19 protein-coding genes are annotated in these 25,579 nt (G+C 48.8%); 10 read left to right on the top strand and 9 right to left on the bottom strand.

What is annotated here, in order from left to right:
* The first annotated feature begins 184 nt into the window (after nt 1-184).
* From KWJ01_RS27035 to KWJ01_RS27010, 6 genes are all read left to right on the top strand, one after another.
* Nucleotides 185-1,723: a hypothetical protein gene (locus KWJ01_RS27035; RefSeq protein ID WP_225000262.1), complete on the top strand. Its 1,539-nt coding sequence runs from the start codon at nt 185-187 to the stop codon at nt 1,721-1,723.
* 189 nt (nt 1,724-1,912) lie between these two features.
* Nucleotides 1,913-3,292: a DNA recombination protein RmuC gene (locus KWJ01_RS27030; RefSeq protein WP_225000261.1), complete on the top strand. Its 1,380-nt coding sequence runs from the start codon at nt 1,913-1,915 to the stop codon at nt 3,290-3,292.
* Nucleotides 3,293-3,572: 280 nt separating this feature from the next.
* The gene (locus KWJ01_RS27025; protein ID WP_225000260.1) at nt 3,573-5,351 is read left to right on the top strand and encodes a chloride channel protein; all 1,779 of its coding nucleotides are present in this window, start codon (nt 3,573-3,575) and stop codon (nt 5,349-5,351) included.
* Between the two features lie 80 nt (nt 5,352-5,431).
* Complete coding sequence (locus KWJ01_RS27020; RefSeq protein WP_225000259.1) at nt 5,432-5,917, top strand: TlpA disulfide reductase family protein; 486 nt, start codon at nt 5,432-5,434, stop codon at nt 5,915-5,917.
* Nucleotides 5,918-5,930: 13 nt separating this feature from the next.
* The gene (locus KWJ01_RS27015) at nt 5,931-6,542 is read left to right on the top strand and encodes a thioredoxin family protein (protein ID WP_225000258.1); all 612 of its coding nucleotides are present in this window, start codon (nt 5,931-5,933) and stop codon (nt 6,540-6,542) included.
* Between the two features lie 119 nt (nt 6,543-6,661).
* Entirely contained in the window at nt 6,662-6,931 is a 270-nt protein-coding gene (locus KWJ01_RS27010; RefSeq protein WP_225000257.1) for a hypothetical protein, read from the top strand.
* Nucleotides 6,932-7,052: 121 nt separating this feature from the next.
* Here the strand turns inward: KWJ01_RS27010 and KWJ01_RS27005 are convergent, their stop codons facing one another.
* From KWJ01_RS27005 to KWJ01_RS26975, 7 genes are all read right to left on the bottom strand, one after another.
* A complete protein-coding gene (locus KWJ01_RS27005) occupies nt 7,053-8,540 on the bottom strand; it encodes a GH3 auxin-responsive promoter family protein (RefSeq protein WP_225000256.1) in 1,488 nt (495 codons plus the stop codon).
* Nucleotides 8,541-8,587: 47 nt separating this feature from the next.
* Entirely contained in the window at nt 8,588-9,319 is a 732-nt protein-coding gene (gene lptB, locus KWJ01_RS27000; protein WP_225000255.1) for an LPS export ABC transporter ATP-binding protein, read from the bottom strand.
* A gap of 43 nt (nt 9,320-9,362) precedes the next feature.
* Nucleotides 9,363-11,069: a single-stranded-DNA-specific exonuclease RecJ gene (recJ, locus tag KWJ01_RS26995; RefSeq protein WP_225000254.1), complete on the bottom strand. Its 1,707-nt coding sequence runs from the start codon at nt 11,067-11,069 to the stop codon at nt 9,363-9,365.
* A gap of 316 nt (nt 11,070-11,385) precedes the next feature.
* Nucleotides 11,386-12,144: an SDR family NAD(P)-dependent oxidoreductase gene (locus KWJ01_RS26990; protein WP_225000253.1), complete on the bottom strand. Its 759-nt coding sequence runs from the start codon at nt 12,142-12,144 to the stop codon at nt 11,386-11,388.
* A 28-nt stretch (nt 12,145-12,172) separates the two neighbouring features.
* Nucleotides 12,173-13,009, bottom strand: a complete 837-nt coding sequence (locus KWJ01_RS26985) for an aminotransferase class IV (protein ID WP_225000252.1) — start codon at nt 13,007-13,009, stop codon at nt 12,173-12,175.
* A 360-nt stretch (nt 13,010-13,369) separates the two neighbouring features.
* Nucleotides 13,370-13,759 carry a DUF4174 domain-containing protein gene (locus KWJ01_RS26980; protein WP_225000251.1) on the bottom strand — a complete coding sequence of 130 codons (390 nt, stop codon included), beginning with the start codon at nt 13,757-13,759 and terminating at the stop codon, nt 13,370-13,372.
* A 93-nt stretch (nt 13,760-13,852) separates the two neighbouring features.
* The gene (locus KWJ01_RS26975) at nt 13,853-14,497 is read right to left on the bottom strand and encodes a cytochrome c oxidase subunit 3 (RefSeq protein ID WP_225000250.1); all 645 of its coding nucleotides are present in this window, start codon (nt 14,495-14,497) and stop codon (nt 13,853-13,855) included.
* A gap of 252 nt (nt 14,498-14,749) precedes the next feature.
* Between KWJ01_RS26975 and mfd the strand changes: the two genes are divergently transcribed.
* Nucleotides 14,750-18,103 carry a transcription-repair coupling factor gene (mfd, locus tag KWJ01_RS26970; protein WP_225000249.1) on the top strand — a complete coding sequence of 1,118 codons (3,354 nt, stop codon included), beginning with the start codon at nt 14,750-14,752 and terminating at the stop codon, nt 18,101-18,103.
* 324 nt (nt 18,104-18,427) lie between these two features.
* Nucleotides 18,428-19,621, top strand: a complete 1,194-nt coding sequence (gene gldJ, locus KWJ01_RS26965) for a gliding motility lipoprotein GldJ (RefSeq protein ID WP_225000248.1) — start codon at nt 18,428-18,430, stop codon at nt 19,619-19,621.
* A 77-nt stretch (nt 19,622-19,698) separates the two neighbouring features.
* On the opposite strand, the gene KWJ01_RS26960 is transcribed toward gldJ, so the two are convergent.
* Entirely contained in the window at nt 19,699-20,391 is a 693-nt protein-coding gene (locus KWJ01_RS26960) for a ComF family protein (protein WP_225000247.1), read from the bottom strand.
* Nucleotides 20,392-20,513: 122 nt separating this feature from the next.
* On the opposite strand from KWJ01_RS26960, the gene KWJ01_RS26955 reads away from it, so the two are divergent.
* On the top strand, nt 20,514-23,018 hold the full coding sequence (locus KWJ01_RS26955; RefSeq protein WP_225000246.1) for a DUF5686 and carboxypeptidase-like regulatory domain-containing protein: 2,505 nt from the start codon (nt 20,514-20,516) through the stop codon (nt 23,016-23,018).
* A 142-nt stretch (nt 23,019-23,160) separates the two neighbouring features.
* Complete coding sequence (locus tag KWJ01_RS26950) at nt 23,161-24,732, top strand: hypothetical protein (RefSeq protein ID WP_225000245.1); 1,572 nt, start codon at nt 23,161-23,163, stop codon at nt 24,730-24,732.
* 68 nt (nt 24,733-24,800) lie between these two features.
* Here KWJ01_RS26950 and KWJ01_RS26945 read toward each other — a convergent pair whose 3' ends face one another.
* On the bottom strand, nt 24,801-25,559 hold the full coding sequence (locus KWJ01_RS26945; RefSeq protein ID WP_225000244.1) for a toxin-antitoxin system YwqK family antitoxin: 759 nt from the start codon (nt 25,557-25,559) through the stop codon (nt 24,801-24,803).
* Nucleotides 25,560-25,579: the final 20 nt, after the last annotated feature.

Here is a 25,579-nt window from a genome sequence, read left to right as displayed (position 1 = left end):
AGTTTTTCTTGCAAAAGATCCTTAAAGCTAATTATTTTACCTGTATGTAATATTTTTACGGGAAAAGCACTAACATTAGCAGAACCTTGTAGTTGACGAACAGCCAAAATAACTTTTACTACAGAGCTGCCACCGCACGTAACATTATCAGCACTTACAACACCCCAGTCAAACCTCAGCCACTATGGAAGACCTGCTTAAGCTCATTGAGATTACCAAAAAAAGGGGACAGCGCAGCATTCAGCTTGTGAATCTGAACTTCAGGAAAAACGAAATTTCCAAAGATAACCAGCTGTATGATGGCATCGTAAACGGACAGTTCCTCAGTGATGATGAAGCTGCCAAAGCCATGTTTCGTTCTCACCCCGGTAACCGAAACTACCGCAATGCAAAAGCAAAGCTTAAGCAAAAACTGCTCAACCATCTTTACTTTCTGGATTACGACAAAAGTACCTACACCTTATACAATAAGTGCGAGTACGAATGCCGCCACATGCTGCACCAATGCCAGATCCTGGTAAAAGAGGGTGCTCATGAAATTGCCGCTAACGTGCTGCCTACACTTATCAAAAATGCCAAGCAGTTTGAGTGCATCGATATTCTAATTGAAGCCCTTACCCTGCAACGCAATGATTATGCAAGACAGGGCAAGGTTACTCCCTACCAGGAAGTAAGCGAGGAACTGGCCTATTATCAAAGCTTTAAGCAGGCCATAGAAGAAGCCGAAGCAGCCTACCAGGGCATTCTGGTGTTTGTAAACAAATCTGTAAGTGCACAAAACCGGGTAATGAGCAACATACCCGAAACCGTGATAAAGCTGCAGAAGTACGCCCAGAAGTATAAGAGCCGCCAGATAGACCGCCTGGTATTTATGCTCCAAACGCTCTATAACGAGCTTAGCTGGAACTTTAAGGATAACATTCGTCTGTGCGATGCCATTGAAGATCGTTACCTGAAAAAAGACAACAGCCTGGTAGAGATAGACCTGAATAAGAACGATGTGGTCCTTACCAAGCTTAAGGCCTACTACTGCCTGCGCGATGCCGAAGGTGGTGGCGCCTATGCCCAGAAAACCAGCAAATTCTTTAAAGCTGGCAGCAGCCAGTGGTTCCGCTTTATGGAGCTGTATTTTCTGCTGATGATGAAGGGCCTGAACTACAAAAAAGCCGGTGAAATCTTCCGCAAGGTACGCACTAACAAAAACTATAGCGTACTGCCTGAGCTCGAAAAGAAACGCTGGAAGATCTACCGGGCCTTCCTGGTGTTTGTAAATGACTCCAAGCTGCTGCGCTGGGGCTTTAACCTGGAGAAGTTTGTGGATACCATGCCGGATTATCCAAAAGAATTCTCTTCTTATAACATTGCACGTCTCATTATTCAGTATATGTACCTGCTGCGCGATGGCAACATAGAAGAGGTTCGCCGCCGTGTGGAAGCACTGCAGCAGTACAACTCTACACACCTGGATAAGCGCCACAACTACCGCAACAGCATTTTTATTCGCCTGCTTAGCATTGTAACAGAAAAAGAATTCAATTACGACCAGATCGAAGAAAAAGGCCGTACTTACTACAACAAACTGCGCAAAATCGATATTCCGTCAGAGCCTGGCGTTGACATGGAGATTATTTCCTACGATGTGCTCTACAGCTTTATCCTGGAGTACCTCAAGTCAAACAAGCTTTACGTTCACTACCGCTTCTATAACGTTAGCGCAGTTTAAAAAACCTTGCTTGTTTACCTTATCCAATCGCCTCCTGCAGCTCCTGCAGGAGGCTTTTGCCTTTCCATGGCACACCCCGCCAGATAGCCCCACTGCAGACATACCATCAGTAACCCAAATACTCAATACTCAGTATTCTACCAAAATCAGGCGTAATCCTTTATATTGGTAGAAACATTCAGATACAAAATGACTGGCCTTCCACTCCTGCTCCTCCTTTTTTCTGCCGGCAGCAGCCTGCTTCTACTGTTTGGCTGCCTGCATTTGTTTAAAAAGGGAAAAGAGGCAGCGCTAAAGCATACAGAGGCCGAACATGCCAGCCAGCTGGCACAGGACAGGTACCTGCGACTGCAGGAGCAGCACAACCGCCTGTTGCAGGAGCGGGAGCAGCTCCAGTTTTCCGAAGCCGACCTGCGCAGCAGCCTGGTAGAAGCACAAACCACCAACCGCCACCTGCAGGAAAAGCTGGGCTCACAAAAGGAAGAACTCCGGCAGCTGCAGGAGCAACTGCGCCAGCAGTTCGAAAACCTGGCCCACCAGGTACTAAGCCAGCAGCGCGAGCAGCTGGCCGAAAGCAACAGCGAACGCCTGCGCCTGATCCTGGATCCACTAAAAGAGCGTATTGCCTCTTTTGAACAGCGGGTTGAGAAAAACCAGGAAAACCAGACGGTGCAGAGCGAGGTGCTGAAGGGAGAGCTGGAACGCCTAGCGCGCCTGAACCAGCAAATGAGTGAAGAAGCCCGCAACCTTACCCAGGCCCTTAAGGGCGACAATAAAATACAGGGAAACTGGGGAGAGCTGGTACTGGAGCGCATCCTGGAGAGCAGCGGCCTGCAGCGCGGCAGCGAATACCTGCTGCAGGGCGAAGACATGGGCCTGCGCGGCGAAGACGGACAGGCGCAGCGGCCTGATGTTATTGTACGCCTGCCGGAAGGCCGCCACCTGATCATCGATGCCAAGGTCTCACTCAAGGCCTACGAGTCTTTCTGCAACTGCCCCGACGAAACTGAAAGGCTTAACTACCTGAAGCAGCACATCCACAGCCTGCGCAGCCATGTAAAAGGTCTTTCTGAAAAGCACTACTACCGCCTGCACAAGCTCAACACACCAGATTTTGTGCTGCTCTTTGTACCCATAGAAGCATCGTTTAGCCTGGCCCTTAGCACCGATACCGACAGCCTGGGCGGCTCCAGCCTGGGCAGCTCCAGCCTCTTCCAATATGCCTGGGAGCGCAAGGTAATTATTGTAAGCCCTACTACCCTGCTGGCTACGCTGCGCACCACGGCATCTATCTGGAAATACGAAAAACAAAATCAGAATGCCCTGCAGATTGCAGAAGAAAGCGGCAGGCTTTACGATAAATTTTATGGGTTTGTGCAGGAGCTGGAGAAAATAGGTGCTTTACTGGACAAGAGCCAGGAGACCTACAGCGAAGCCATGAAAAAGCTAAGCACCGGCAAAGGCAACCTACTAAGCCGCGCCGAAAAGCTAAAGTCTATGGGCATTAATGCCAAGAAAGATATGGGGGAGCTGGGGCTCTTAGCAGAAACTGCCGTGGCAGATGAATAGAAACCTTAGCCAAAAAACACGAACAACAGAATGATCAGCAGGATCATGGCAGCATACATGAGCACGTCTACCAGCATGTACTGCTTGTATTTGGCGTAAAAGTCTTTGATTTTATTGATCATGGCTGCAAATATACAAAAGCTGAACGGTAAACAGTAAAGTTACCGCTACAGGTTCCTGCCCCTGGAATAGTTGCTGAGCAAGCCCACATTAAGCCAAAAAAGCTTTACATAAGAAACATCTTTGGCCTAACTTGCGCCTTGTCTGGAAGCTTTGGGGAATGAACGGTAACAACCTGCTGGCGCGCTTTTTAATCTGGCGCATCAAGCACATCAACAATAAAAACTTTGTACTGATCCTGGCGGGTATCATCGGGATGATTTCCGGCCTGGCGGCGGTTACCCTGAAATCAGCCGTCCATTTTATCCAGAATAGCCTCACCGGCTTTTTCCACTACGGTTTTGCCAACATTCTTTACATTACCTACCCACTCATCGGTATATTGCTTACGGTACTGCTGGCACACTTTGTACTGAAGGAAAAGCTCGGCCATGGCATAACGGATATTCTCTACATCATTTCTAAAAAGAGCAGCATTATAGAGCGCTCTAAAATGTACTCCCGCATGTTTACCTCTGCCCTCACCGTTGGTTTTGGCGGGTCTGTGGGACTGGAGGCACCTATTGTAGTTACAGGTTCTGCCATTGGCTCCAACATAGGGCAGCTTATGCACCTAAACTACAAAAAGCGCACCATGCTCATAGGCTGCGGATCTGCCGGGGCCGTAGCGGCTATTTTCAATTCTCCCATAGCAGGTGTGATCTTTGCCATAGAAGTAATCCTTTCCGATGTAACCATTGCCTCTTTCATTCCGCTGCTGATTGCCTCCGTAAGTGGGCAGCTGGTTTCGCTCGTGCTGCTGGGCCAGGATATACTCTTTACCTTCAGGCTCGAAGAACCTTTCAGGGCAATAGAAACGCCTTACTTTCTGCTGCTTGGTGCTGTGTGCGGCATAACTGCCTTTTATTTTAACAGGGTTATGTACACTGTAGAGGGCTGGGTCGGAAAAATCAATGCCCGCATTCCGCGCGCCCTGGTTGGTGGTATCGGCCTGGGGCTAATCATTTTTATATTTCCGCCAATCTATGGCGAGGGGTACGACAGCATTACCGGCATGCTCGAGGGCCGGGACCACTACCTGCTTAGCCGCAGCTTATTTTTCGATGAGGTTGAAAATCCTTACTTTCTTCTGCTGTTCCTGTTAGGTATTCTGCTCATCAAACCTGTTGCTTCGGCCCTCACCATAGGCGCCGGCGGTAGTGGCGGTGTGTTTGCGCCTTCGCTTTTTATGGGTGCTGTTACCGGTTTTCTCTTTGCCCGCTTTATTAATGTGGTGCAGGTTGCCGGCCATGTAAGCGTAGCCAACTTTACCCTGGTAGGTATGTGCGGCGTTATGAGCGGCATTATGCATGCCCCGCTCACAGCCATCTTCCTCATCGCCGAACTAACAGGCGGCTATACACTTTTTGTGCCCCTTATGCTGGTATCGGCAATCTCCTACAGTGTATCCTCTTACTTTCAGCGCTACTCCTTCTATACAAAAAACCTGGTTGAACGGGGCGATTTTATTCCTTACGACAAAGACAAGCAGGTGCTTCGCCTGATATCTCTGGAGAAGCTGGTAGAAACCGACCTGATGGAAATAAGACCTACCGCTACTGTGGAAGAAATGGTGCAGCTGGTACAAATGAGTACCCGCAACATTTTTCCGGTGGTGGATGAACATGGCGTTCTGAAAGGCATCATTACCCTTGATGATATCCGGGAAATTATGTTCGATATTGAAAAGCGGAAAAAGGTGATCATCAACACCATTATGCGCCAGCCTCCGGCAGAGGTAGTGCTGGACGAAGACATGGAATCGGTGATGAATAAATTTGAAAAAACCGGCGCCTGGAACCTGCCCGTAATATATGGCGGCCGTTACGCCGGCTTTGTTTCCAAAAGCCGCATCTTTAATGCCTACCGCACCCGCCTTATACGCCAGCAGCGGGAGTAAGTGTTTCTAATCAATTTTTAACCCTCTTACGGACTTTTTGTGCCGTGCATGCGTTATCTTTCTGAACTATATGATATTGCATGAAAAAGATTTTACTCTTACTGGTTTTTGGATTATTTAGTTTGGCACCTGCCGTTGCACAGGAGGTGGAAGTGATTAAGCTGGCAGACCTGAACAATCTGCTGAAACAGCCAAAAGAGGGTGTTGTGCTCATCAACTTCTGGGCTACCTGGTGCAGACCCTGTATTGAAGAAATGCCCTACTTCAGCAAAGCGCAGGAAAAGTACGCTGATAAAGGCGTAAAAATGTACTTTGTGAGCCTGGATGATGTGGAAATACTTGAAAGCCGGGTAAAGCCCTTTGTCAAAAAGAAAAAGCTGAATGGCACAGTAATGCTGCTGGACGAAACCGACCAGAATGCTTTTATCAACCGGGTAGACCCGCAGTGGTCAGGAGCAATTCCTACCACTATTATTCTTTCGGGCAAGCAACGCAAGCTAATAGAAGGTAAAATGGAGCCACAGGAACTGGAGGCACTGTTAAATAAATATACATCTGTACCATAAGCCAAATCCAACAATGAAAAACGTTTTTTTACTAGTACTGGGCGCTTTATTTGTGCTGGCTAGCGCTGCTACGCTACCACAAGGCTACGAGGTTGGTGATTATGTTGCCGACTTTAAGCTCCGCAATGTTGATGGCAAAGAGGTGTCGCTGGCGAACTATGCCAACGCCAAAGGCCTTATTGTGGTGTTCACCTGCAATACCTGCCCCTATGCAAAGCTTTACGAAGACCGCATCATAGCCCTGAACAAACAGTTTGCTCCCAAAGGATACCCTGTTGTGGCTATTAACCCAAATGATCCCAGCCAGCAGGCCGGCGATAGTTACCAGGAAATGCAGAAACGTGCACAGGAGAAAAGCTATGGCTTCCCTTACCTGCAGGACGATACCGGATCAGTGGCCAAAGCATTTGGCGCCACCCGCACGCCTCATATTTACATTCTGAACAAAGAGGCCAAAGGCTTCAAAGTTGAGTATGTAGGCGCCATCGACAATAACCATAAAGATGCTGCCGCCGCCGATCAGAAATATGTTGAGGAAGCCGTTGGCCAGCTGATGAGCGGCAAAAAGCCCAAAACTACCAGCACCAAAGCCATAGGCTGCACCATTAAATGGAAAGAGGCTTAGGATCTGATTATGATCAAAGGCCCTAAAATACTTTGAATTTTATATACTTATCACCAGGCTCCTTTACTAGTTGAACAGTAGTAAAGGAGCCCTTTCTTTACTAAACTGGTATTTCATCAATGGAACAAGCAAAATTTGGGATTAAACGTGCAGTTGGGTATGGAACAGTGGTGTTTATCACCATTGTAGTAGTTGGGCTATTGCTGGGCGAATTTTTTGTGCCAATCAAGCAGTTGATGTCAGGAGATTCGCCAGACTTTGCAGGTCAATTGGAAAAAATTGATTTTACCAGAAGAATAAGCATTGCTTTTGTCGCGTCAGTAGTATTAACCCTGCTTAAGCATAAAAAAGAAAAGGCAAAGCAAAATAATAATTCTACGTATGTTTAAAGCTTAGCAGGCATTTCATGGCCGTAGTGCCTGATTTTATTATCCTTACAGCGGAGCCGGAACTAGACGACTGTGCAATCAACGAACACCTAATACCTGTACCTGGTTGTGCCTGCTGAAATTAGGTGTTTAGCATTGCCAGAATATCCTCTACATGCTCGCGGGTGTTGCTTAGGCGGGGCACTTTGTTCTGTCCGCCCAGCTTTCCGCGCTTCTCCATCCAGCGGTAAAAAGTACCTTTTGGTGCATGGTGTACAATTGGCGGCTGCAGGGCCATGTCTTTAAAACGCTTGGCATCGTAATCAGAATTGATCTTGCGCAGCGTTTCGTCCAGCACCTGCGCAAAACGATCTTTATCCTGCGGCGGGTGCACAAATTCTATGATCCACTCGTGGCTGGCCTTGCTCTTTTCCCCAAAGTACCGGGGGGCAGCCGTGAAGTTATCAATTTCGGCATTGGTCTGCCGGCAAGCCTCGGCAATGGCCTGCTCTGCATTTTCTATTACCACCTCTTCGCCAAAAGCATTGATGAAGTGTTTGGTACGCCCGCTGATGATGATGCGGTAAGGATTCAGGGAGGTGAATTTTACTGTATCGCCAATGTTGTAGCGCCACAGGCCTCCATTGGTGCTGATGATGAGGGCATAATTTTTTCCCAACTGCACCTGGTCCAGCGTAAGCACCTTCGGATTCTCCTTCTCCAGCTCTGAGGTTTCGATAAACTCATAGTACACCCCATAATCCAGCATAAGCAGCATTTCCTTGCTGTGGGTCTGGTCCTGAATACCAAAGAAGCCTTCTGAGGCATTGTACACCTCCTGGTAATACATGGTATCGGTGGGGATCAGCTTTTTAAAGAGCTGCTCGTACGGGGTAAAGGAAACGGCACCATGGGTAAACACCTCCAGGTTTGGCCATACCTCCAGCATGTTCTGCTTACCGGTAATTTCCAGGATGCGCTCCATCAGCAGGAGCGTCCAGGTAGGCACACCCGACAGATTGGTAATATTATCGTTGATGGTTTCATTGGCCATGCGCTCCAGCTTCTCATCCCACTCGCTTAGCAGCGCTACTTCCAGGCTTGGCGAGCGCACCATTTGCGCCCAGAAGGGCAGGTTTCGCATAATAATAGCGGAGATATCGCCATATTTGGAGGAACCATCACTATCCTGCTCGTTTACCTGCAGGCTCCCGCCAATAGCCAGGTTTTTGCCGGTGAAGATCTTGGTTTCAGGAAAATTATTGACGTAGATAGAGATCAGGTCTTTGCCGCCTTTGTAATGGCAGTCTTCCAGCGCCTCTGGCGATACCGGAATAAACTTGCTTCGGCTGCTAGTAGTACCGCTTGACTTGGCAAACCAGTCTATTTTGCCGGGCCAGAGGATATTCTGCTCCCCGCGCATCATACGGTCTATATATGGCTTAAGCTGTTCGTAGGTGCTGATGGGTACCCGCTCCTGAAAGGCGCTGCTCTTCTGCAGCTCTGCATAGCCCCATTTCTGCCCCCATTCGGTGCTTTTGGCAGTATCGAGCAGGTTTTGAAGCACCTGCTGCTGTACATCATGCGGGTTGTTCATGAAATGCTCCACCTCCTGGATGCGCTTTTTCATGAACCATGTGAGAACAGAGTTGAACAAATCCAGCATAGCTGAAAAAATCAGATTTTACGGCGAAGTTCGAAATGCTGACCTAAGTATACCTTCCGTACCTGCGGGTCAGAGGCCAGCTCTTCGGCAGAACCGGCTTTCAGCAGGCGACCCTCAAACATCAGGTACGCTCTATCAGTAATAGACAATGTTTCATTAACGTTGTGGTCGGTAATAAGGATGCCTATATTCTTGTTTTTCAGCTGCGCCACTATTGTTTGAATTTCCTCCACGGCAATAGGGTCTACACCGGCAAAGGGCTCATCGAGCAGCACAAACTTGGGGTCTACCGCCAGCGCCCTGGCAATTTCGGTACGGCGGCGCTCACCACCACTCAACACCATGCCCTGGTTCTTGCGCACATGCGTAAGGCTAAACTCCTCCAGCAGGCTCTCCATCTTTTCTCTTTGCTGTGCTTTGGGAAGATTAGTCATTTCCAGCACGGCCAGAATGTTTTCTTCTACGGTTAAGGTACGAAAAACCGATGCCTCCTGTGCCAGGTAGCCAATGCCTTTTTTAGCCCGTCGGTACATGGGGAGCGCAGTAATATCTTCATTCTCTAAAAAAATGCGGCCTTCATTAGGCTTGATAAGGCCAACAATCATGTAAAAAGAAGTGGTTTTGCCGGCACCGTTGGGGCCCAGCAATCCCACAATTTCGCCCTGCTCTACCTGCACGGACACATTGTTTACCACCGTGCGCTTTTTATATTTTTTTACCAGATTTTCGGCTCGTAGTATCATAAAATGTATCTGCTTGCGCTAATTGCTCTTCGGGCGCTCAATACTATTCTTCAAACTTAATATCACGCAGGTATAATTCCAGGGTTCCTTCACCCCAGAAGGTATTCTCTTCCAACGTATAAGCAATATCAAAACGCATGCCGCTGTCAATAAAATCAAAGTAATCGGCCATATCGAAACCAACTGCCTCAAATGTAATACCTGTTTCTTCTTCTACCACCGATACCTTCAGGTGCCGGTTTTTCATGATGCGGGTTCTGCCGGCTGCCTTTACCTGCCTGGTCATAAACACAGGCTGCATGTTTTCCGGGCCAAAGGGCGACATCTGCTTCAGCACATTGTAAAACTTAGGCGTGATCTGATCAAAGCCCAGGGGGATGTCTATCTCCAGCTGCGGAATGAGCTGCTCCGGCCGTATGCGCCTTGCCACCACCTCCTCGAACCGCTGCCTGAAAAGCGGTACATTTTCCAGCTCCATAGTGAGGCCCGCTGCATACATATGGCCACCATACTGGAGCAGCAGGTCGCTGCACTCCATAATAGCCTCATATATATCGAACCCTACTACAGAACGCGCTGAGCCGGTGGCTTTGTTATTAGATTCTGTAAGTATTATGGTAGGGCGGTAATAACAATCTACGCAGCGTGAAGCCACAATGCCAATTACGCCCTTGTGCCAGTCTTTTTTGAAGAGCACCGTTGTTTTGGCATCTTTAAACTCCGGGTCCTGTCTGATCATTTCGTGCGCCTCTTCGGTAATGGTGCTGTCGAAGCTGCGGCGCTGCGAATTTTTATCGTCAATGCCTTCCGCCAGAAAGGCTGCCTCCTCCTGCTCCTGGGTAAGCAACAGGTTTACAGCTGCTTTTGCATGGGCAATGCGTCCGGAGGCATTGATTCGCGGACCAATGCCGAAAACAACATTGGTAATGTCAATTTCCTTCTTAAACCCTGCCTGTTCTATAAGTGCCAAAAGGCCCGGGCGAGGCTGTTTGTTCAGCTTTTTGAGCCCCCAATAGGCTAAAATGCGATTTTCGCCGGTAATGGGTACAATATCGGCAGCAATGCTTACGGCTGTCAGGTCGAGGTACTCGTAGAGGTGCTGCAGTGGAATATCGTTCTTCAGGCAAAAAGCCTGTAAAAATTTAAAGCCAATGCCACATCCGCTTAGCTCCTTATATGGGTAGGGACAGTCGGACCGTTTAGGGTCCAGCACCGCTACGGCAGGTGGCAGCACATCGCCGGGCAGGTGGTGGTCGCACACAATAAAGTCTACGCCGGCCTCGGCAGCACGCTGAATGGTTTTGAGGGCTTTGATACCACAGTCGAGGCTGATCACCAGCCCGAAGTCTTCTTCGATGGCATAGGTAATACCATCGTCAGAAATGCCGTAACCTTCTTTATAGCGGTCCGGAATGTAAAAATCCAGGTTAGAATAATGTTCTCGCAGGAAGCCATAGACCAGTGCCACAGAGGTAGTACCGTCTACGTCGTAATCACCGTAAATCAAAATTCTTTCCCCCCGGTCAATGGCAAGCTCCAGCCGCTCTACAGCCAGCGCCATGTCTTTCATCTGCCAGGGGTCGTGCAGGTCTTCCAGCTGCGGCCGAAAGAACTTAAAAGCCTCCTCATAGCTCGTAATGCCTCTTTGCACCAGCAAATTAGCGATTACGGGGTCCACGTTTATTTCTTCCGACAAGCGGGCAGCCGTCTCCGCATCAGCTCGTTCCTTTAATACCCACCGTTTTGTCATAGCCTTGTAAAATAACGAACAAAGCGCCGGATTAAAAAGAATAAACCGTTTGATGTTCTGAAATTGGAGTTATGAACCAAGAGTCAGGAATCAGGAACCAGGAAACATGAGAATGAACGATAGATTTATGACAATAGATTCTAGACGATAGACAATGGATTTCGGGGATCATAGCAACTGCCCCTGCACCTGCTGGCTTGTACTTCTTCAAGCAGGTCAGCAACAAGCTCTGTGAGCTAAATTTTGTAGCTACATCTAACATCCTCCGTTCATTGTATTTTATCCTGATTCCTGGCTCCTGATTCTTGATTCTACCTTAGTGTACATAACTGCCCGCATTGATATCGATGGTACTGCCGGTGGCGTGATCGGCCAGGCCGCTGGCTAAAAATACAATGGTGGGTGCTATGTCGGCGGGTTCGGTCAGCTTATTCAGGGCAATATCGTTCAGTGCGTAGTCTTCTCCATACTGGTCCATAAAATCCTGTGCCATATCGGTGCGTGTAAAACCTGGCGCAATAATAAAGGCTTTGATGCCCTGCTTGCCATAGGCCCTGGCCAGGCTGCGGGTAAGGGCTACCATGCCGCCTTTGCTGGCAGCATAGGCAAGGTAATCGGCTGTATCGCCCCGGAAAGCAGCCCGGCTGCTGATGCTGATGATGCGCCCGCCACCCTGCTGCTTGAAATGTGCCACTGCTTTTTTGCAGAGCAGGGCAGTAGCATTCAGGTTTACCATCATGGTGTGTCCCCAGTCGTGCAGCCAGTCTGTATCATCTTTTTCCATATCACTGCTGATGGCAACACCGGCATTGTTGATAAGCACATCTACTTTTCCAAAGGCATCCGTTACCTGCTCCCATAGCTGAAGCGGTCCATCGCCTGTTCCTAAATCAGCCCCAAAGGCCCGGCTCCCATTACCAATCTGTGCGGCAAGCGCTTCTGCTTCTTCCCTGTTATGGTTGTAGTGTACCGCTACACGGGCACCACTTTTCGCCAGTGCTTCTGCTATGGCCCTGCCAATACCACGGCTGGCGCCGGTTACGAGTATGTTTTTGTTTGTTAGATCTATGGTCATGTTATTTATTTGTAATGGATACATTGTTTCAGCCTTCCACCTGCGCTGCCCATAACTGCAGCAGCCTCTGGCTTACAGGCCCTGGCTTTCCGTTGCCAATGGGGCGATCATCAATCTTTATTACCGGCATCACCCGCTTGGTGGTTCCGGTAATAAAAGCTTCGTCGGCCTGCCACACTTCTTCTAATGAAAAAATACGCTCTTCTGTTTTGATGCCCTGCTCCCGGGCAAGTGCCAGTACGCCTGCACGCGTAATGCCCGCCAGTATGTACTCCGTGGTTGAGGTGATCAATTTGCCCCCTTTCACAATAAAAAAGTTACTGCGGCTGCACTCCAGTACTTCGTCCTGCCAGTAATAGAGTATTTCGGTAGCACCGGCAGCACTCACCCTGGGCCAGTGCCTGATGGCATTGAGGTAATTGGTATGCTTTACCTGGGGCCAGTCGCGCAGGTACTCATTGGTGAGCAGCGAAACTCCTTCGGTATAAGCTGCCTGCGGTGCAAGGGTAGAGTTTTCGATCCTTATCATCAGGTTGGGGTCTGCCGGTGTAAACACATCCGGAGAGTACCCACCCGTTAGCAACAGTCGCACCCCGCTTTCTGTAAAACCATTACGATCAATCAGCTCCCCTATGATCCTGCTTAACTCCTCGTTGCTTTGCTTCAGGGGTAATCTTAGGGCCTGGGCAGAGCTGCGGAAACGCTTCAGGTACTGCTCCAGCAACAGGGGTTTTCCTTTGTGGGTGCGGGCATAATCGAAAATTGCATAGCCCCTGAACATGCTTAAGTCCTGCAGGGGCAGTACGGCCTCATTGGCCTGTACAATACGATCATTAAAATAGTAGAATTGCGCTGAGGGAGCCATTGGCAGTGTATTGCTGTTAAAAAATACTTATTACGAACAACGGCAGTATTTTGCTAAAAAGCAATGGCGGATGGATATAGCGGTTAGTTCGGGACGCGCAGTCCGGGGTGCGTAGTCAGGGACCCATAGCCGCTGCAACTGATTATTTAATTTGACTATGGCTAATTGCTCCGGCTGCGGCAAAACAGCCAGCGCTGCCAGTCAGAGCACAGCGGCGACAGTCAGGATTAGTTGCTAGTGAAGAGCTGCAGCATAAATTCTTTACAGTAGAGCATACCCGAAGGCAGCCATATTTAGCCCTGTATTTCAATCAGGGGTAGGTGTAGTATACAAAAGGCAAAGAATAATATCAGCACTACTTTAATCCTGCTCCTTCATTTCATTCCGGCGCATGGGCATAACATCAATAGTCTGGAAGAGGCGTTCGGTGGTAAGTAAATCGCGGCTGCGCAGCTTTTCTCCCCCGTCTTTGCCTATCAGCAGGGTAGCAGTTTCTTTTAAAGGAATAATGTAGTGCTTTCGCAGTTCACTGGCATCTGCCTGCACAGTAACAGTGCCATCCGGTAATATAACCCTGTCGGGAAACACATGAAAGATCAGCAGATCACGCTCCCGCAGCCCTTTTTCCTGCTTCAGCAGTTCTTCCAGCTGAAGTCTGTAACTTTTATCATCCTCATCTGGGGCAAACAGGAGCAAGAGGCGGTTTTTCCACTGGTACTTGTCCAGCAATGGGGGTGCAGGTATTTCCATAGAGGTTTGTACGCCCGGAATAAATGATAGGAACAAAACAGCAACAGCCGTTAACAACAGTATTTTATGCTTGTGGTAAAATTGCACAGGCCCTTAAAACATAATCAGGAAGTAGAGGAACAATGCCACCCACAGAAAGTCCATAAAATGCCAGTAAGTGGTGAGCATTTCCAGCTTCATCTTCTGGTATGGATTGGTTACTGCAATAAGCGTTTTTACCGGATCGGTAGAGATGCTGCTGGTGCGGATAAACTGGTGGGTCATGAAAAACATGGCTCCTACCAGGTGCAAAATGTGCAATCCTGAAATAATGTAAAGATATGCTCCACTGCTGATGCCGCTTAAACCATGCCCGGCCTGCTCCAGTTGATGCCAGCCCCAATACTGGCTGATGGTAAAAATAAAGCCCAGCACTACTGTGATGCCCAGCATATTTCGCAGCTTCTTCATGTTCTCCTGCTCAAAGGCCCGCATAAAACGCGACACAAAGTAAGAACTGAACAACAGCACCAGGGTGCTGAAGGTAAATGCTTTAGGCAGCTGTATTTGTGCTTCACCCTCCTGCAATACAGGATGGTTATTGGTTGCGGTAAAGGCAATAATCATAAACAGGAAGATAAGGGTGCTGCCAAAAATGGCCAGGTAAAGCAGCATTTTGTGGGGGTGCAACTTCTCTATCTTCTCCAGGGTAGCCTGTGAACCCGTATCTGTTATTTTTCTATTATGATATGGTAGCATAAAAAAATCTGTTATATAAAGTGTGGGGCTCCAAACCTGCTTACTAAAAATAGAGGAAAAACATCTGCAAGCGTGATATTTATAAAGCCGGAGCCTGTATTTAGTTTTACTGTACAAAATAAGGTTTGGTTGCGCCGCATGCACACTATTTCTGCGCTTATTATCAGTACAATAACAAGTTAGTGCAGAGGCTAACTTTTTTCAAACTAAATTTGCAGCGCTTAATTATTTAAAGAGCAAAAACTTTTGAACTTGACGGTAGAAGATTTAAAGACTTTATATACTAACGATAGCCTGGTACAAACCCTTGCATCTTACCTGGAGCCAGGAAAAAAAAGCTGCCTCCAGATCAAAGGTCTGCGGGGTAGCCTGGATGCAGTGCTGGCATCGGTTTTTTATGAAATGAACAAGCGGCCCTGCCTGTTTGTGATGCACGACCGCGACGAAGCCCAGTACTTTCTCAACGACCTGCAGTTTCTTACGGGCCGGCAGGAGGTGCTGCTGTTTCCCTCTTCCTGGAAGCGCCCCTACAGCTTCGATGAAACCGAAAATGCCAATGTGCTGCTGCGGGCCGAAGTGCTGAACCGCCTGAACCAGAAAGCCGCCACCGGCGAGCTGGTGGTAACCTATCCGGAAGCCCTGACAGAAAAAGTAATCAACCGCCGCTCTCTTAAAGAAAACACCTTTAGCGTACGCAAAGGCGAGCGGCTGGATGTTCCCTTTATGGTAGAGCTGCTGCAGACCTACGATTTTGAGCCTACCGATTTTGTGTACGAAGCCGGCCAGTATGCCGTGCGTGGCGGTATTGTGGATGTATACAGCTTTGCCAATGAGCTGCCCTACCGCATAGAGCTTTTTGGCGACGAGGTAGAAAGCATCCGTACCTTCGATCCGGTAAGCCAGCTTAGTACCGAAAGCATCGACAGCATTGCCATTATTCCGAACGTTCAAACCAAACTGATACAGGAAGAGCGCCAGAGCCTGCTGGATTTTATGCAGGAAGATACGCTCATCTTCTTCAAAGACTATCAGCAAACCCTGGATGTGCTGCAAAGCTACTTCGACAAAGCCAGCCAAAGCTTTGCCGATGTACTGAAAGCTACCGGCAACAGCAAACTGCTGATGAAGCCGGAACAGCTTTTTGAAACACCCGAAACTTATAAAGAGAAGCTCCCGAATTTTACGCGCGTAGAATGGGGCAACCGCTTTTACCTCGATGCCGGGCATGAACACAGCTGGCAGGCCGAGCCACAGCCCAGCTTCAACAAAAACTTTGAGCTGATAGCCGAGCGCCTGGAGCGCAACAGCGAGGAAGGCCTCACCAACATACTGGTAGCTGAGCAGCAAAAGCAGCTGGAACGCCTCACCACCATTTTTGAAGAGACAAACCCTTACCTCAAATTCCAGACCTTAAACGTTGCTTTCCGGCAGGGCTTTGTAGACCGTAACCTGCGGCTGGCCTGCTATACCGATCACCAGCTTTTTGATCGCTTTCACCAGTTCCGCAACAAAAACAAGTACAGCAAAAGCAAAGCCCTCACTTTAAAGGAACTACGCAGCCTGCAGCCCGGCGATTTTGTTACCCACGTAGACTATGGCATCGGCAAGTTTGCCGGCCTCGAGAAAGTGGAGAATAATGGCAAGGAGCAGGAAGCGGTGCGCCTTATTTACCGCGATGATGACCTGCTGTACGTGAGCATTCACTCGCTGCATAAAATCAGCAAGTACACCGGCAAGGAGGGAACGCCACCCCAGATCAGCAAGCTGGGCTCGCAAGACTGGGAGAATAAGAAAAAGCGCGCCAAGAAAAAAGTACAGGATATTGCCAAAGACCTGATAGACCTTTACGCCAAACGAAAAGGTGCGCCGGGCTTTGCCTACAGCCCCGATGGCTTTCTGCAGGCCGAGCTGGAGAGCTCCTTTATTTATGAAGACACCCCCGACCAGGCCAAGGCTACTGCCGATGTAAAGGAAGATATGGAGCAGGCACACCCCATGGACCGACTGGTGTGTGGCGATGTGGGCTTTGGTAAAACCGAGGTGGCCATAAGGGCAGCCTTCAAAGCCGTAACCGATGGCAAACAGGTGGCCGTGCTGGTGCCTACCACCATTCTGGCCATGCAGCATTACCGCACCTTTAGCGAAAGGCTCGATAATTTTCCGCTTAAGGTAGAGTACATTAACCGCTTTAAAAGCAGCAAAGATCTGAAGCAAACCCTGCAGAATGTAAAGGAGGGCAAAACCGATATTCTTATTGGCACCCACCGCATTGTAAACAAAGATGTGGAGTTTAAAAACCTGGGGCTGCTGGTGATTGACGAAGAACAGAAGTTTGGGGTAAAAACCAAAGAGCGCCTCAAGGAAATGCGGGTAAATGTAGATGTGCTTACCCTCACGGCAACCCCAATACCGCGCACCCTGCACTTTAGCCTTATGGGCGCCCGCGACCTAAGTGTAATTGCCACACCACCCCCCAACCGCCAGCCGGTTACCACCGAGCTGCACTCTTTTAACGATGAGATTGTGCGCGATGCCGTGAGCCAGGAGCTGCGCCGGGGCGGGCAGGTATTCTTTGTGCACAACCGCATTTCCGACATCGACAGCATTGGCAGCCTTATTAAGCGACTGGTGCCCGATGCCCGCATTGCCGTTGCCCACGGCCAGATGGATGGTGCCAAGCTCGAAAAAGTAATGGTTGCCTTTATTGAGGGAGAGTTTGATGTGCTGGTGAGTACCAACATCATCGAAAGTGGTCTGGATATTCCCAATGCAAACACCATCATCATCAACAGGGCGCATATGTTTGGCCTCTCCGACCTGCACCAGATGCGGGGCCGCGTAGGCCGCTCCAACAAAAAAGCTTACTGTTACCTGCTTACGCCACCCGTGGCCCAGCTAAGCTCCGATGCCCGCAAGCGCCTGAGCACCCTGGAGGAGTTCAGCGACCTGGGCGATGGTTTCAGGGTAGCCATGCGCGACCTGGACATTCGCGGTGCCGGCAACCTGCTGGGGGCCGAGCAAAGCGGCTTTATTTCTGATCTTGGTTTCGATATGTACCATAAAATACTGGACGAAGCCGTTCAGGAGTTAAAGGAAACAGAATTCCGGGACCTCTTTGCCCGCGAGCTGAGCGAAGCCATCAAAGGCCCTGTGGTGCAGGATTGTACCATTGAAACAGATATGGAGCTGCTCATACCAGATGAGTATGTAAGCAACATCAGCGAAAGATTAAATCTGTACAGCCAGCTGGATAATATCAAGACTGAGCTGGAGCTGCAAAAATTCGGCGACAGTGTGCGCGACCGCTTTGGTCCGCTGCCCGAAAGTGTGCAGGACCTGATCCAGACCGTGCGCCTGCGCTGGCAGGCCGAGGAGCTTGGTTTTGAGAAGCTTAACTTAAAGTCAGGCACCCTGAAAGCCTATTTTGTTCCGCAGGAACGAGAAGATTATTATAAGTCGGAAACTTTTGGCAAAATTTTAAGGTATGTACAGATGCATCCGCGCCGCTGCAGACTTAAGGAGCACAAGAAGAGGCTCATTCTCAGCATACAGGAAGTTGGAACAATAGAAGAAGCAAGGCAGTTATTGCAGGATATGAGCAGCTAAGTGCCTTTTTAGGGTGTGGCTGCAGGCTTTGATTTAAAAAACCTTACATATCTTCTGCAGATACTGTATTTTTTCAATATTTTAGAAATACGTTTCCGGAAGAAACAGCGTTTGATAATTGCGTTGCTTTTACTTTACGCTAACAGGCAGTAAAGGGGGCTTGCAAATAGATTAAAACAGACGTAATCTTACATAGTGAGTTATTTCTTAGGATTTGTACTTAAAATGTTAAGAGAATCGTTCAATTTTGTCATGTGCCAGCAAATAGGTGTAGCTGGCTAACAGGTATTGCGTTAAACAGCGTGTAGAATAAAAAAGTGTGTTATGACCAACATTGTGAGCAACCTTAAAGGCTTAACAGCTTTGGCCTGCGGATTAGCATTGCTTGCTTCCTGCGGACGAAGCGGAACGCCTGATGCAGTAAACCCGGGCGAAGCCAGTACTGCTACCGGTTTGGAATACAACGAAGATGGCGGATTTGCCGTGAATGAATTCCGCGGACAGCCTGCCGGTCCAAACCTGGTATTTATACAGGGTGGCCGCACCACCCTGGGATCTTACGAAGAAGATATCTTAAACTCGCGCGATAACTTAGAGCGTACGGTTACGGTAGCTTCGTTCTATATGGACGAAACAGAAGTTGCCAACATCCACTGGCTGGAGTACCTCTTCTATGTAAAATTAGACTCAAGCCGTGAGTTCTATGAGTCGGCTCTGCCAGATACTACAGTATGGGCACGTGAGCTGGCCTTTAACGACCCTTACGTTGAGCATTACCTCCGTTACCCCGGCTTCCGTTACCACCCTGTGGTAGGTGTTACCTGGGTGCAGGCTAACGACTACTGCAAATGGCGTACCCGCGTGGTAAACCAGAAGCTGGCCGAAGAAAACGGTCTGGATGATGTTCCTGAAACTACTGGTGGCCGCATTCCGCTGGAAACTGGTGTAGTGCTACCAGACTACCGCCTGCCAACAGAAGCCGAGTGGGAATATGCCGCACAGGCCCTTATCGGTACCCAGTGGCTTGATGAGAACCAAACACACAAGCGCCTGTATCCCTGGGATGGACACGCCCTGCGTAACCCTTATGGCAAACAAATGGGTTACTTCCTGGCTAACTTCAAGCGCGGCCGCGGTGACTATGCCGGTATTGCCGGTAAGCTGAACGATGGTGCCATGATCACTGCCTACATCTACGAGTTCCCGCCTAACGACTTTGGTCTGTACAACATGGCTGGCAACGTAAATGAGTGGGTACAAGACGTTTACCGTCCGCTTTCATTCCGTGAGTTCGACGACCTTAACCCAGTGCGCCGCGATGGCTACATGGACGAAGGAAGTGCTTACGATCCTGAAAACTCACTGATCAACGACCGTGTACGTGTATACAAAGGTGGTTCCTGGAAAGACATTGCCTACTGGCTGTCTCCTGGTACACGCCGCTTCCTGGAAGAAGACTCTGCAACAGCTACTATTGGTTTCCGTTGCGCCATGATCTCTGCCGGAACTAACTACTAATATTGCTCACAGCATATATACAGGCTCCTGCCCGCAAGGCAGGAGCTTTTTTTGTGCCTGCCTGCTCCTGTTTTTCATCAGGCAGTGGCCAGGGCAGCAAAGCTAATTTCGCTACAGCCTGCCTCCTTCAGTGCAAATGCACAGCTAAGCACGGTTGCCCCGGTCGTAATCACATCGTCTACCAGCAGCAGGCGGCTGCCCGCTACCTTTTCTTCTACCACTACTTCAAATATATCTTCTACATTTTGCCAGCGCTTTAGCCTGCTTTTGCGGGTTTGGGTTTCACTGGCGCTTTTCCGCACTACCACCTCCGGCCATACGGGCAGCCCCAGGCTAATCCCTAACCCCAGGGCAAAATGGTAGCTCTGGTTGTAGCCTCTTTTCAGTAGCTTTTCTTTGTGCAAGGGTATGGGCACTACGGCATCAAAATGGTGCTGAAAAGCCTGCTCTGCCAAAACAGCACCATACCACCTGCCCAGCTCCTCTCCCAGCTCCGGCATATCTCTGTACTTAAGGTGATGTAACAATTGCTGAGTTCTGCCACTTTTAGTAAAAAGTAAATAGGCTAAGGCATATTTTACAGGCAGGTGCACCACCAGCTGCTGGTACAGCACATTATTGGCAGGATGCAAATGATAATCTGTTTGCGGAAGGCGAGAACGGCAATAGGTACAAATGCTTTCCTCCCCCTGCACCAGCACCCTTTCATTGCAAACAATGCAAGTTTGCGGAAAAACAAGGCTCCAGAAATGCTGTAAAATATTTGCCATCACCTTATTAACCAACAAAATACCTTTTGTGTAAAGAGGATAATCATTATTTTATTACTCAATAAGTTAAGTTTGCAAAATCCCCCCTAACTTAGCTTATTGGTTGTATTGACAAGAGGCGAATGAAACGCAATTCTCTTTTAATAATTCTACTGCTCCTATCCTGCACTGCCTCCTGGGCACAAACAGAAATAAAAGGCCGTGTTACCGATGCACGTACCAACGAGCCTTTGCCATTTGCCAACATTATCTTTACAGGAACCTCTGTTGGTGTAACCACCAATTTCGAGGGTTACTTTCAGTTAGTAAGCAGCGAAGCCTACGATTCTGTTTCAGTCTCCTACCTTGGCTATAAAAAGCAAACCCTGCCCATACGCCCTGGCCGCAGCCAAACCATAGAGGTTAAAATGCTGGAAGATTCTGAAACGCTGCGCGAGGTAGTGATACGGCCGGGAAAGAAAAAATGGGAGAACCCGGCACACCCCATCATCCAGAAAGTACTGGATAATAAGAACACCAACAACAAAACCAATCTTACGGCCTACGAATACGAAGCCTATAACAAAATAGAGTTAAGCCTGCAGCGCCTGCCCGAAGAAGCCAGCAAAAGAAAATTAATGCAGCAGGTACAGGCAGCCTTCGATAGCATTCACCAGTACAAAACCGAAGATGGAGAGGCACTGCTTCCCCTCTTTCTATCGGAGAGTATCAGCCGCTTTTACTACCGCACCAAGCCACAGCTTAGAAAAGAGCACATACTCCACACCAACCTAAAGGGCTTTGGTGTGGAAGATGGCACTTTTCTGTCGCAGCTGGTGGGCAGCTCTTTTCAGGAGTATAACTTTTATGAAAACTGGCTTAACATACTGGAAAAAGAATTTGTATCGCCGGTGGCAGATGGCTGGAAGCTTTATTACGAGTACGACCTGCAGGACAGCCTGATGATAGACGGGGAGCTTACCTATAAAATAGGCGTAGCGCCCAAACGGGAACAGGACCTTGCTTTTTACGGCACCATCTGGATTACCAAAAAGGACTTTGCCCTTAAACAGCTGGACCTGCAGGTACTGCCAAAAGCAAACCTGAACTTTGTGCACAAAATCACCATAAGCCAGCAGCTCAGCCAAACAACAGCAGGCTCGTGGCTGCCGCTTAAAACGCGGGTAATGATGGATGTGCGTAAACCCGGCCAGCGGGGCAGCGGCATAGTAGCCAAATTCTATACCTCGCTGAAAGATCCGGTGGTTAACATGCCTAAAGATCCTGAATTCTACGCCAACCCTTTAACTGTTGAAATAAAGGCCGCACAGGCTACAGAAGATTTCTGGAGCCTTAACCGCCATGATTCGCTTAGTTACGAAGAACAAAAGGTAGCGCAGATGATTGATTCTGCCAATAAAATACCTGCTGTTAAAAGATCTGTTACCCTGCTTAAGATATTGGCAACAGGCTACTTTAAGGTAAACCCTGCGCTGGAGATTGGCCCTTTTCCAAACTTCTATATCTACAATAACATAGAAGGCCACCGCATTGGCTTTGGCGGACGCACCACCACTGCATTTTCTACAGATTACCGCCTGAGTGGTTTTGGCGCCTATGGCACCGGCGATAATCGTTTTAAATATAGTGTGCAGGCAGAACGCATCCTGTCGCGTACCAACTGGACCTCCGTCCGCATCTACCACAACAGTGACCTGGAGCAGGTAGGGCTGGAGACCGATAAAATGGATGGTACCAACTATATTTTCTATGCCTCCAGCCGCTGGGGCAACCTGCAGTTACCCTACCGCTACCAGCGCAGCGGTCTGCAGCTGCAAACCGACCTTTCCAGGGGCACCACAGTTTCTGTATCATACAACCACCGTTATTTTTCACCCATCTACCCCTTCAGCTATCATCCGGCAAATGATGCCCAGAGCCTGGCAAGCGATTTTAGTACCTCGGAGGTGCAGCTGGAAACCCGTTTTGCTAAAGGAGAAACCTATCTGATCAACGATTTTGAGCGGATTCCCTCCAGCATGCAAAACTGGCCGGTGGTAACGCTTCGCTATGCCTATGGCATACCGGATATGCTGGGCAGCGATTTTGAATACCATCGCTTAAGCCTGCATGCTACCCAGCGGGTAAAAATGGCTTTTCTGGGTGTTTCGCGCTATACTATTGAAGGCGGAAAATATTTTGGTACGCTGCCCTACCCCCTGCTAAGGGTGCACCTGGGTAACCAGTCGCCTTTTTACACTACGGCAGCCTATAACCTCATGGACCTGGCCGAATTTGCCAGCGATACCTATGCCTCCTTTCGCTACATCCACTACTTTGAAGGATTTTTGCTGAACCGCGTACCCCTGATCCGCAAGCTTAAGTGGCGCGCCATTGCCCACAGCAATGTACTTTGGGGGCACCTTAACCAGGAGAACCAGCAAATCATAGCACCTGTCGAAGACCAGACTGGTTCAGAATACAGGCCACCCCGCTCCTTAGGCAGTACCCCTTATATAGAGGTTGGCTACGGCATTGAGAACATCTTTAAGTTTTTCAGGGTAGATGCCATACACCGGCTTACTTACCTCGATACGCCCAACGTGCGCCGCTTTGGTGTAAAAGTGAGTATGACGTTTGTATTGTAAGGCTTTACGCATGGTGCCGGTGCTTTTGCAGGGAATTGCTCTCTGCAGCCATTAGTGTTTTAACAAAAGAGCAATTATATCTTGCATCAGCCCAGAATATAGTATGCTATCTGCTATATTGTTACCCACAAATATAGCTGTTATGCGTTACGCTCTACTTATCTGTCTCCTGGGCCTGTGCAGCATTACTCTCCATGCACAGAAGCTGGCGTTAAAAGAATTACCCCTCCTGCACTACAGCTCTGCACAGGAGCAGCAAGCTTTCAATCAGCTGGCGCCTCTTAGCTTTGAGAGTCAGTTCCGGCTCCTGTACATCAGCAGCCCCGGAGCAGAGGCTTCTATGCAGGCAACACACGCGGAGCAGCTAAAAGAGTTTATTGCCAGCCTTAGCCCCAGGGTTGAGAAAGCAAAAGGAGCACAGAAAAAGATTAAGGCTATCCATAAAGAGGTGCACAGCACTTTCCTCAAGAAGTATGTACTGGCTAACCATTTTGCCGATATTTTCAGCAGGGGAGAGTACAACTGCGTATCTGCCACGGCACTCTACGCACTTGTACTGCAGCAGCTAAATATACCCTTCAGCATAAAAGAAACCCCTACCCACGTTTTTCTGGTAGCTTACCCTGATACCGACCGCATTGCCCTGGAAAGTACAGACCCACAGGTAGGCTATATGGTGTTCGATGCCAGGTTCAAAACACAATATGTAGCACAACTCCGCAAAATGAAGCTCATCAGCGAGCAGGATTACCAGACAAAAGGTGTTGAAAAGCTTTTTGATGAAATGTATTTTGACAACCAGGACATCTCCCTGCAGGAGCTGATTGCGCTGCAGTATTATAACGACGGGCTTTACCTGATGGATGAAGAAAAGTGGGAGAGCAGCCTCCGGCAGTTTGAGAAGGGCTATGCACTATACCCCTGCGACCGGGGTGGTTTTCTCGTTTACAACTCCATACTGCTGGCCAAGGAAAGTAAAACCTATGCAGACACTGCCTACATCGATTACCTGGTTAAACTGGCCAACATAGAGGGCGTTGATAACCACCAGGAGCAGCTAAAAGGAGAATGGATTCTTTTTACCGAAGACCAGCTCTCCAACAAGGGTCAGACCGCTTATTATGATAAGATGTACCACAAGCTACAGGGAGCACTTAGTGATACTTCCCTGGTCGATGAGATTTCCTACATCTACTATTTTGAAAAGGGCAGAACTGCCTTCAATGCCGGCCAGTTTACCGAAGGCCTGAAGTGGAGCGAAAAGGCTTACCAGCTGAAGCCCGAGGCCACCAACAGTACCGGGCTGCTGCTCGGCTGCATAGGCCAGCGCCTGAACACCATTTACTCCCTAGATGAAAAAACCAGTTTCCTGGAAGACTACCTGAAGAAGTATCCTGCCCTTGAAAACAACAACATTCTCTATAGCCAGTTGCTGCAGTTTTACCTGGTACGCTTTGGCCAGGCCTATGAGCTGGATCAGGAAAAAAAAGGCATACAGTACCGGCAGATCTTTGAGCAGGCCTACCAGCGAAAAAAGGGAGGAACAGAAGCCTACATACTCGACAATGCCTTACTGGGCAGGGCTTATTCTGTGGCAGCCGTATATTATTTCAGAAGGGGGCAAACCTCACAGGCCCGTCAGCTGCTGGACAAAGGGCTGGAGGTAGATCCACACAACCACGAGCTCCTGCAGCGCAGGCAAATGATCCGCTAAAGCCTGCTTTACAGGCTTTGGACTAATTCACATCCTGGTGATCCAATTAAAAAAGAAAAGGGTACCTCCTAGTACCCTTTGTTTTCTATTGCAACATTTACTTTGGTTGATATCAGGTAGGGCGTTTTCATTTTTGTTTCTGTTTCTGCCACTATCTGAATGGTTTCCATCATAAAGGTGCCGGGAGGCATGTTATACACCAGCTCGGCAACTCCGTTTTTATCAGGTATCCAGTTGAGGCCTCCGCCTCCTTTGTATTTCCCATCCTGCAGCTCGCCAAAATAGAACCTTGTTTTGCCATTTCTTTCGCTAAGGCTAATGCGGATGATGTACTGGTTGTTCTTCAGCAGCTTATCGATCTGCTCTACCTTTAGCTGGGGCAGCTGCTTTTTGGGTTTGCCTTCTTTGGTGTACTCGATGGTACCCAGCCCGAGCTCGTCATTTTTGTAAGGCACCTCGGCCAATAGCTGGCCGCTCTGCCGGTAGAGTTTTTCTACGCCATCCTTTTTTCCGTGGGTATAGGGGGTTTCCCGAAATATATTACCGTTTTCGTAATACATTTTGGTGATGCCATGCAGCTCACCCTCTTCATAATTAAACTCACCCTGTACCGAACCATTCTTGAAATAACCCTTGGCATAGCCATGCCTTTTCTTGTCTTTGTAGTTTATCTCGGAAGCAAGGGAACCATCGTCGTAATAATGCTGCACCAGTCCTTCGAGCTTCTTTACCTTTTTTTCTTTGGTAGCTTGTTTCTTGGCTGGCTGGTCGCATCCCCAGCATAAAACCAGCAACAGCATCAGAGAGAGTAGAGAGAGTCTTGTCATATAATCTTTAAATAATGGCC

It is taken from the genome of Cesiribacter sp. SM1 (assembly GCF_020178975.1).
In the GTDB taxonomy this organism is placed as follows: domain Bacteria; phylum Bacteroidota; class Bacteroidia; order Cytophagales; family Cyclobacteriaceae; genus Cesiribacter.
This window is presented reverse-complemented; position numbering and strand designations above follow the sequence as displayed.

Coding starts and splice junctions, on each gene's coding strand:
- KWJ01_RS27035 (WP_225000262.1), top strand. CDS start 185: ATGGAAGACCTGCTTAAGCTCATTGAGATTACCAAAAAAAGGGGACAG.
- KWJ01_RS27030 (WP_225000261.1), top strand. CDS start 1,913: ATGACTGGCCTTCCACTCCTGCTCCTCCTTTTTTCTGCCGGCAGCAGC.
- KWJ01_RS27025 (WP_225000260.1), top strand. CDS start 3,573: ATGAACGGTAACAACCTGCTGGCGCGCTTTTTAATCTGGCGCATCAAG.
- KWJ01_RS27020 (WP_225000259.1), top strand. CDS start 5,432: ATGAAAAAGATTTTACTCTTACTGGTTTTTGGATTATTTAGTTTGGCA.
- KWJ01_RS27015 (WP_225000258.1), top strand. CDS start 5,931: ATGAAAAACGTTTTTTTACTAGTACTGGGCGCTTTATTTGTGCTGGCT.
- KWJ01_RS27010 (WP_225000257.1), top strand. CDS start 6,662: ATGGAACAAGCAAAATTTGGGATTAAACGTGCAGTTGGGTATGGAACA.
- KWJ01_RS27005 (WP_225000256.1), bottom strand. CDS start 8,540: ATGAAAAAGCGCATCCAGGAGGTGGAGCATTTCATGAACAACCCGCAT.
- lptB (WP_225000255.1), bottom strand. CDS start 9,319: ATGATACTACGAGCCGAAAATCTGGTAAAAAAATATAAAAAGCGCACG.
- recJ (WP_225000254.1), bottom strand. CDS start 11,069: ATGACAAAACGGTGGGTATTAAAGGAACGAGCTGATGCGGAGACGGCT.
- KWJ01_RS26990 (WP_225000253.1), bottom strand. CDS start 12,144: ATGACCATAGATCTAACAAACAAAAACATACTCGTAACCGGCGCCAGC.
- KWJ01_RS26985 (WP_225000252.1), bottom strand. CDS start 13,009: ATGGCTCCCTCAGCGCAATTCTACTATTTTAATGATCGTATTGTACAG.
- KWJ01_RS26980 (WP_225000251.1), bottom strand. CDS start 13,759: ATGGAAATACCTGCACCCCCATTGCTGGACAAGTACCAGTGGAAAAAC.
- KWJ01_RS26975 (WP_225000250.1), bottom strand. CDS start 14,497: ATGCTACCATATCATAATAGAAAAATAACAGATACGGGTTCACAGGCT.
- gldJ (WP_225000248.1), top strand. CDS start 18,428: ATGACCAACATTGTGAGCAACCTTAAAGGCTTAACAGCTTTGGCCTGC.
- KWJ01_RS26960 (WP_225000247.1), bottom strand. CDS start 20,391: ATGGCAAATATTTTACAGCATTTCTGGAGCCTTGTTTTTCCGCAAACT.
- KWJ01_RS26955 (WP_225000246.1), top strand. CDS start 20,514: ATGAAACGCAATTCTCTTTTAATAATTCTACTGCTCCTATCCTGCACT.
- KWJ01_RS26950 (WP_225000245.1), top strand. CDS start 23,161: ATGCGTTACGCTCTACTTATCTGTCTCCTGGGCCTGTGCAGCATTACT.
- KWJ01_RS26945 (WP_225000244.1), bottom strand. CDS start 25,559: ATGACAAGACTCTCTCTACTCTCTCTGATGCTGTTGCTGGTTTTATGC.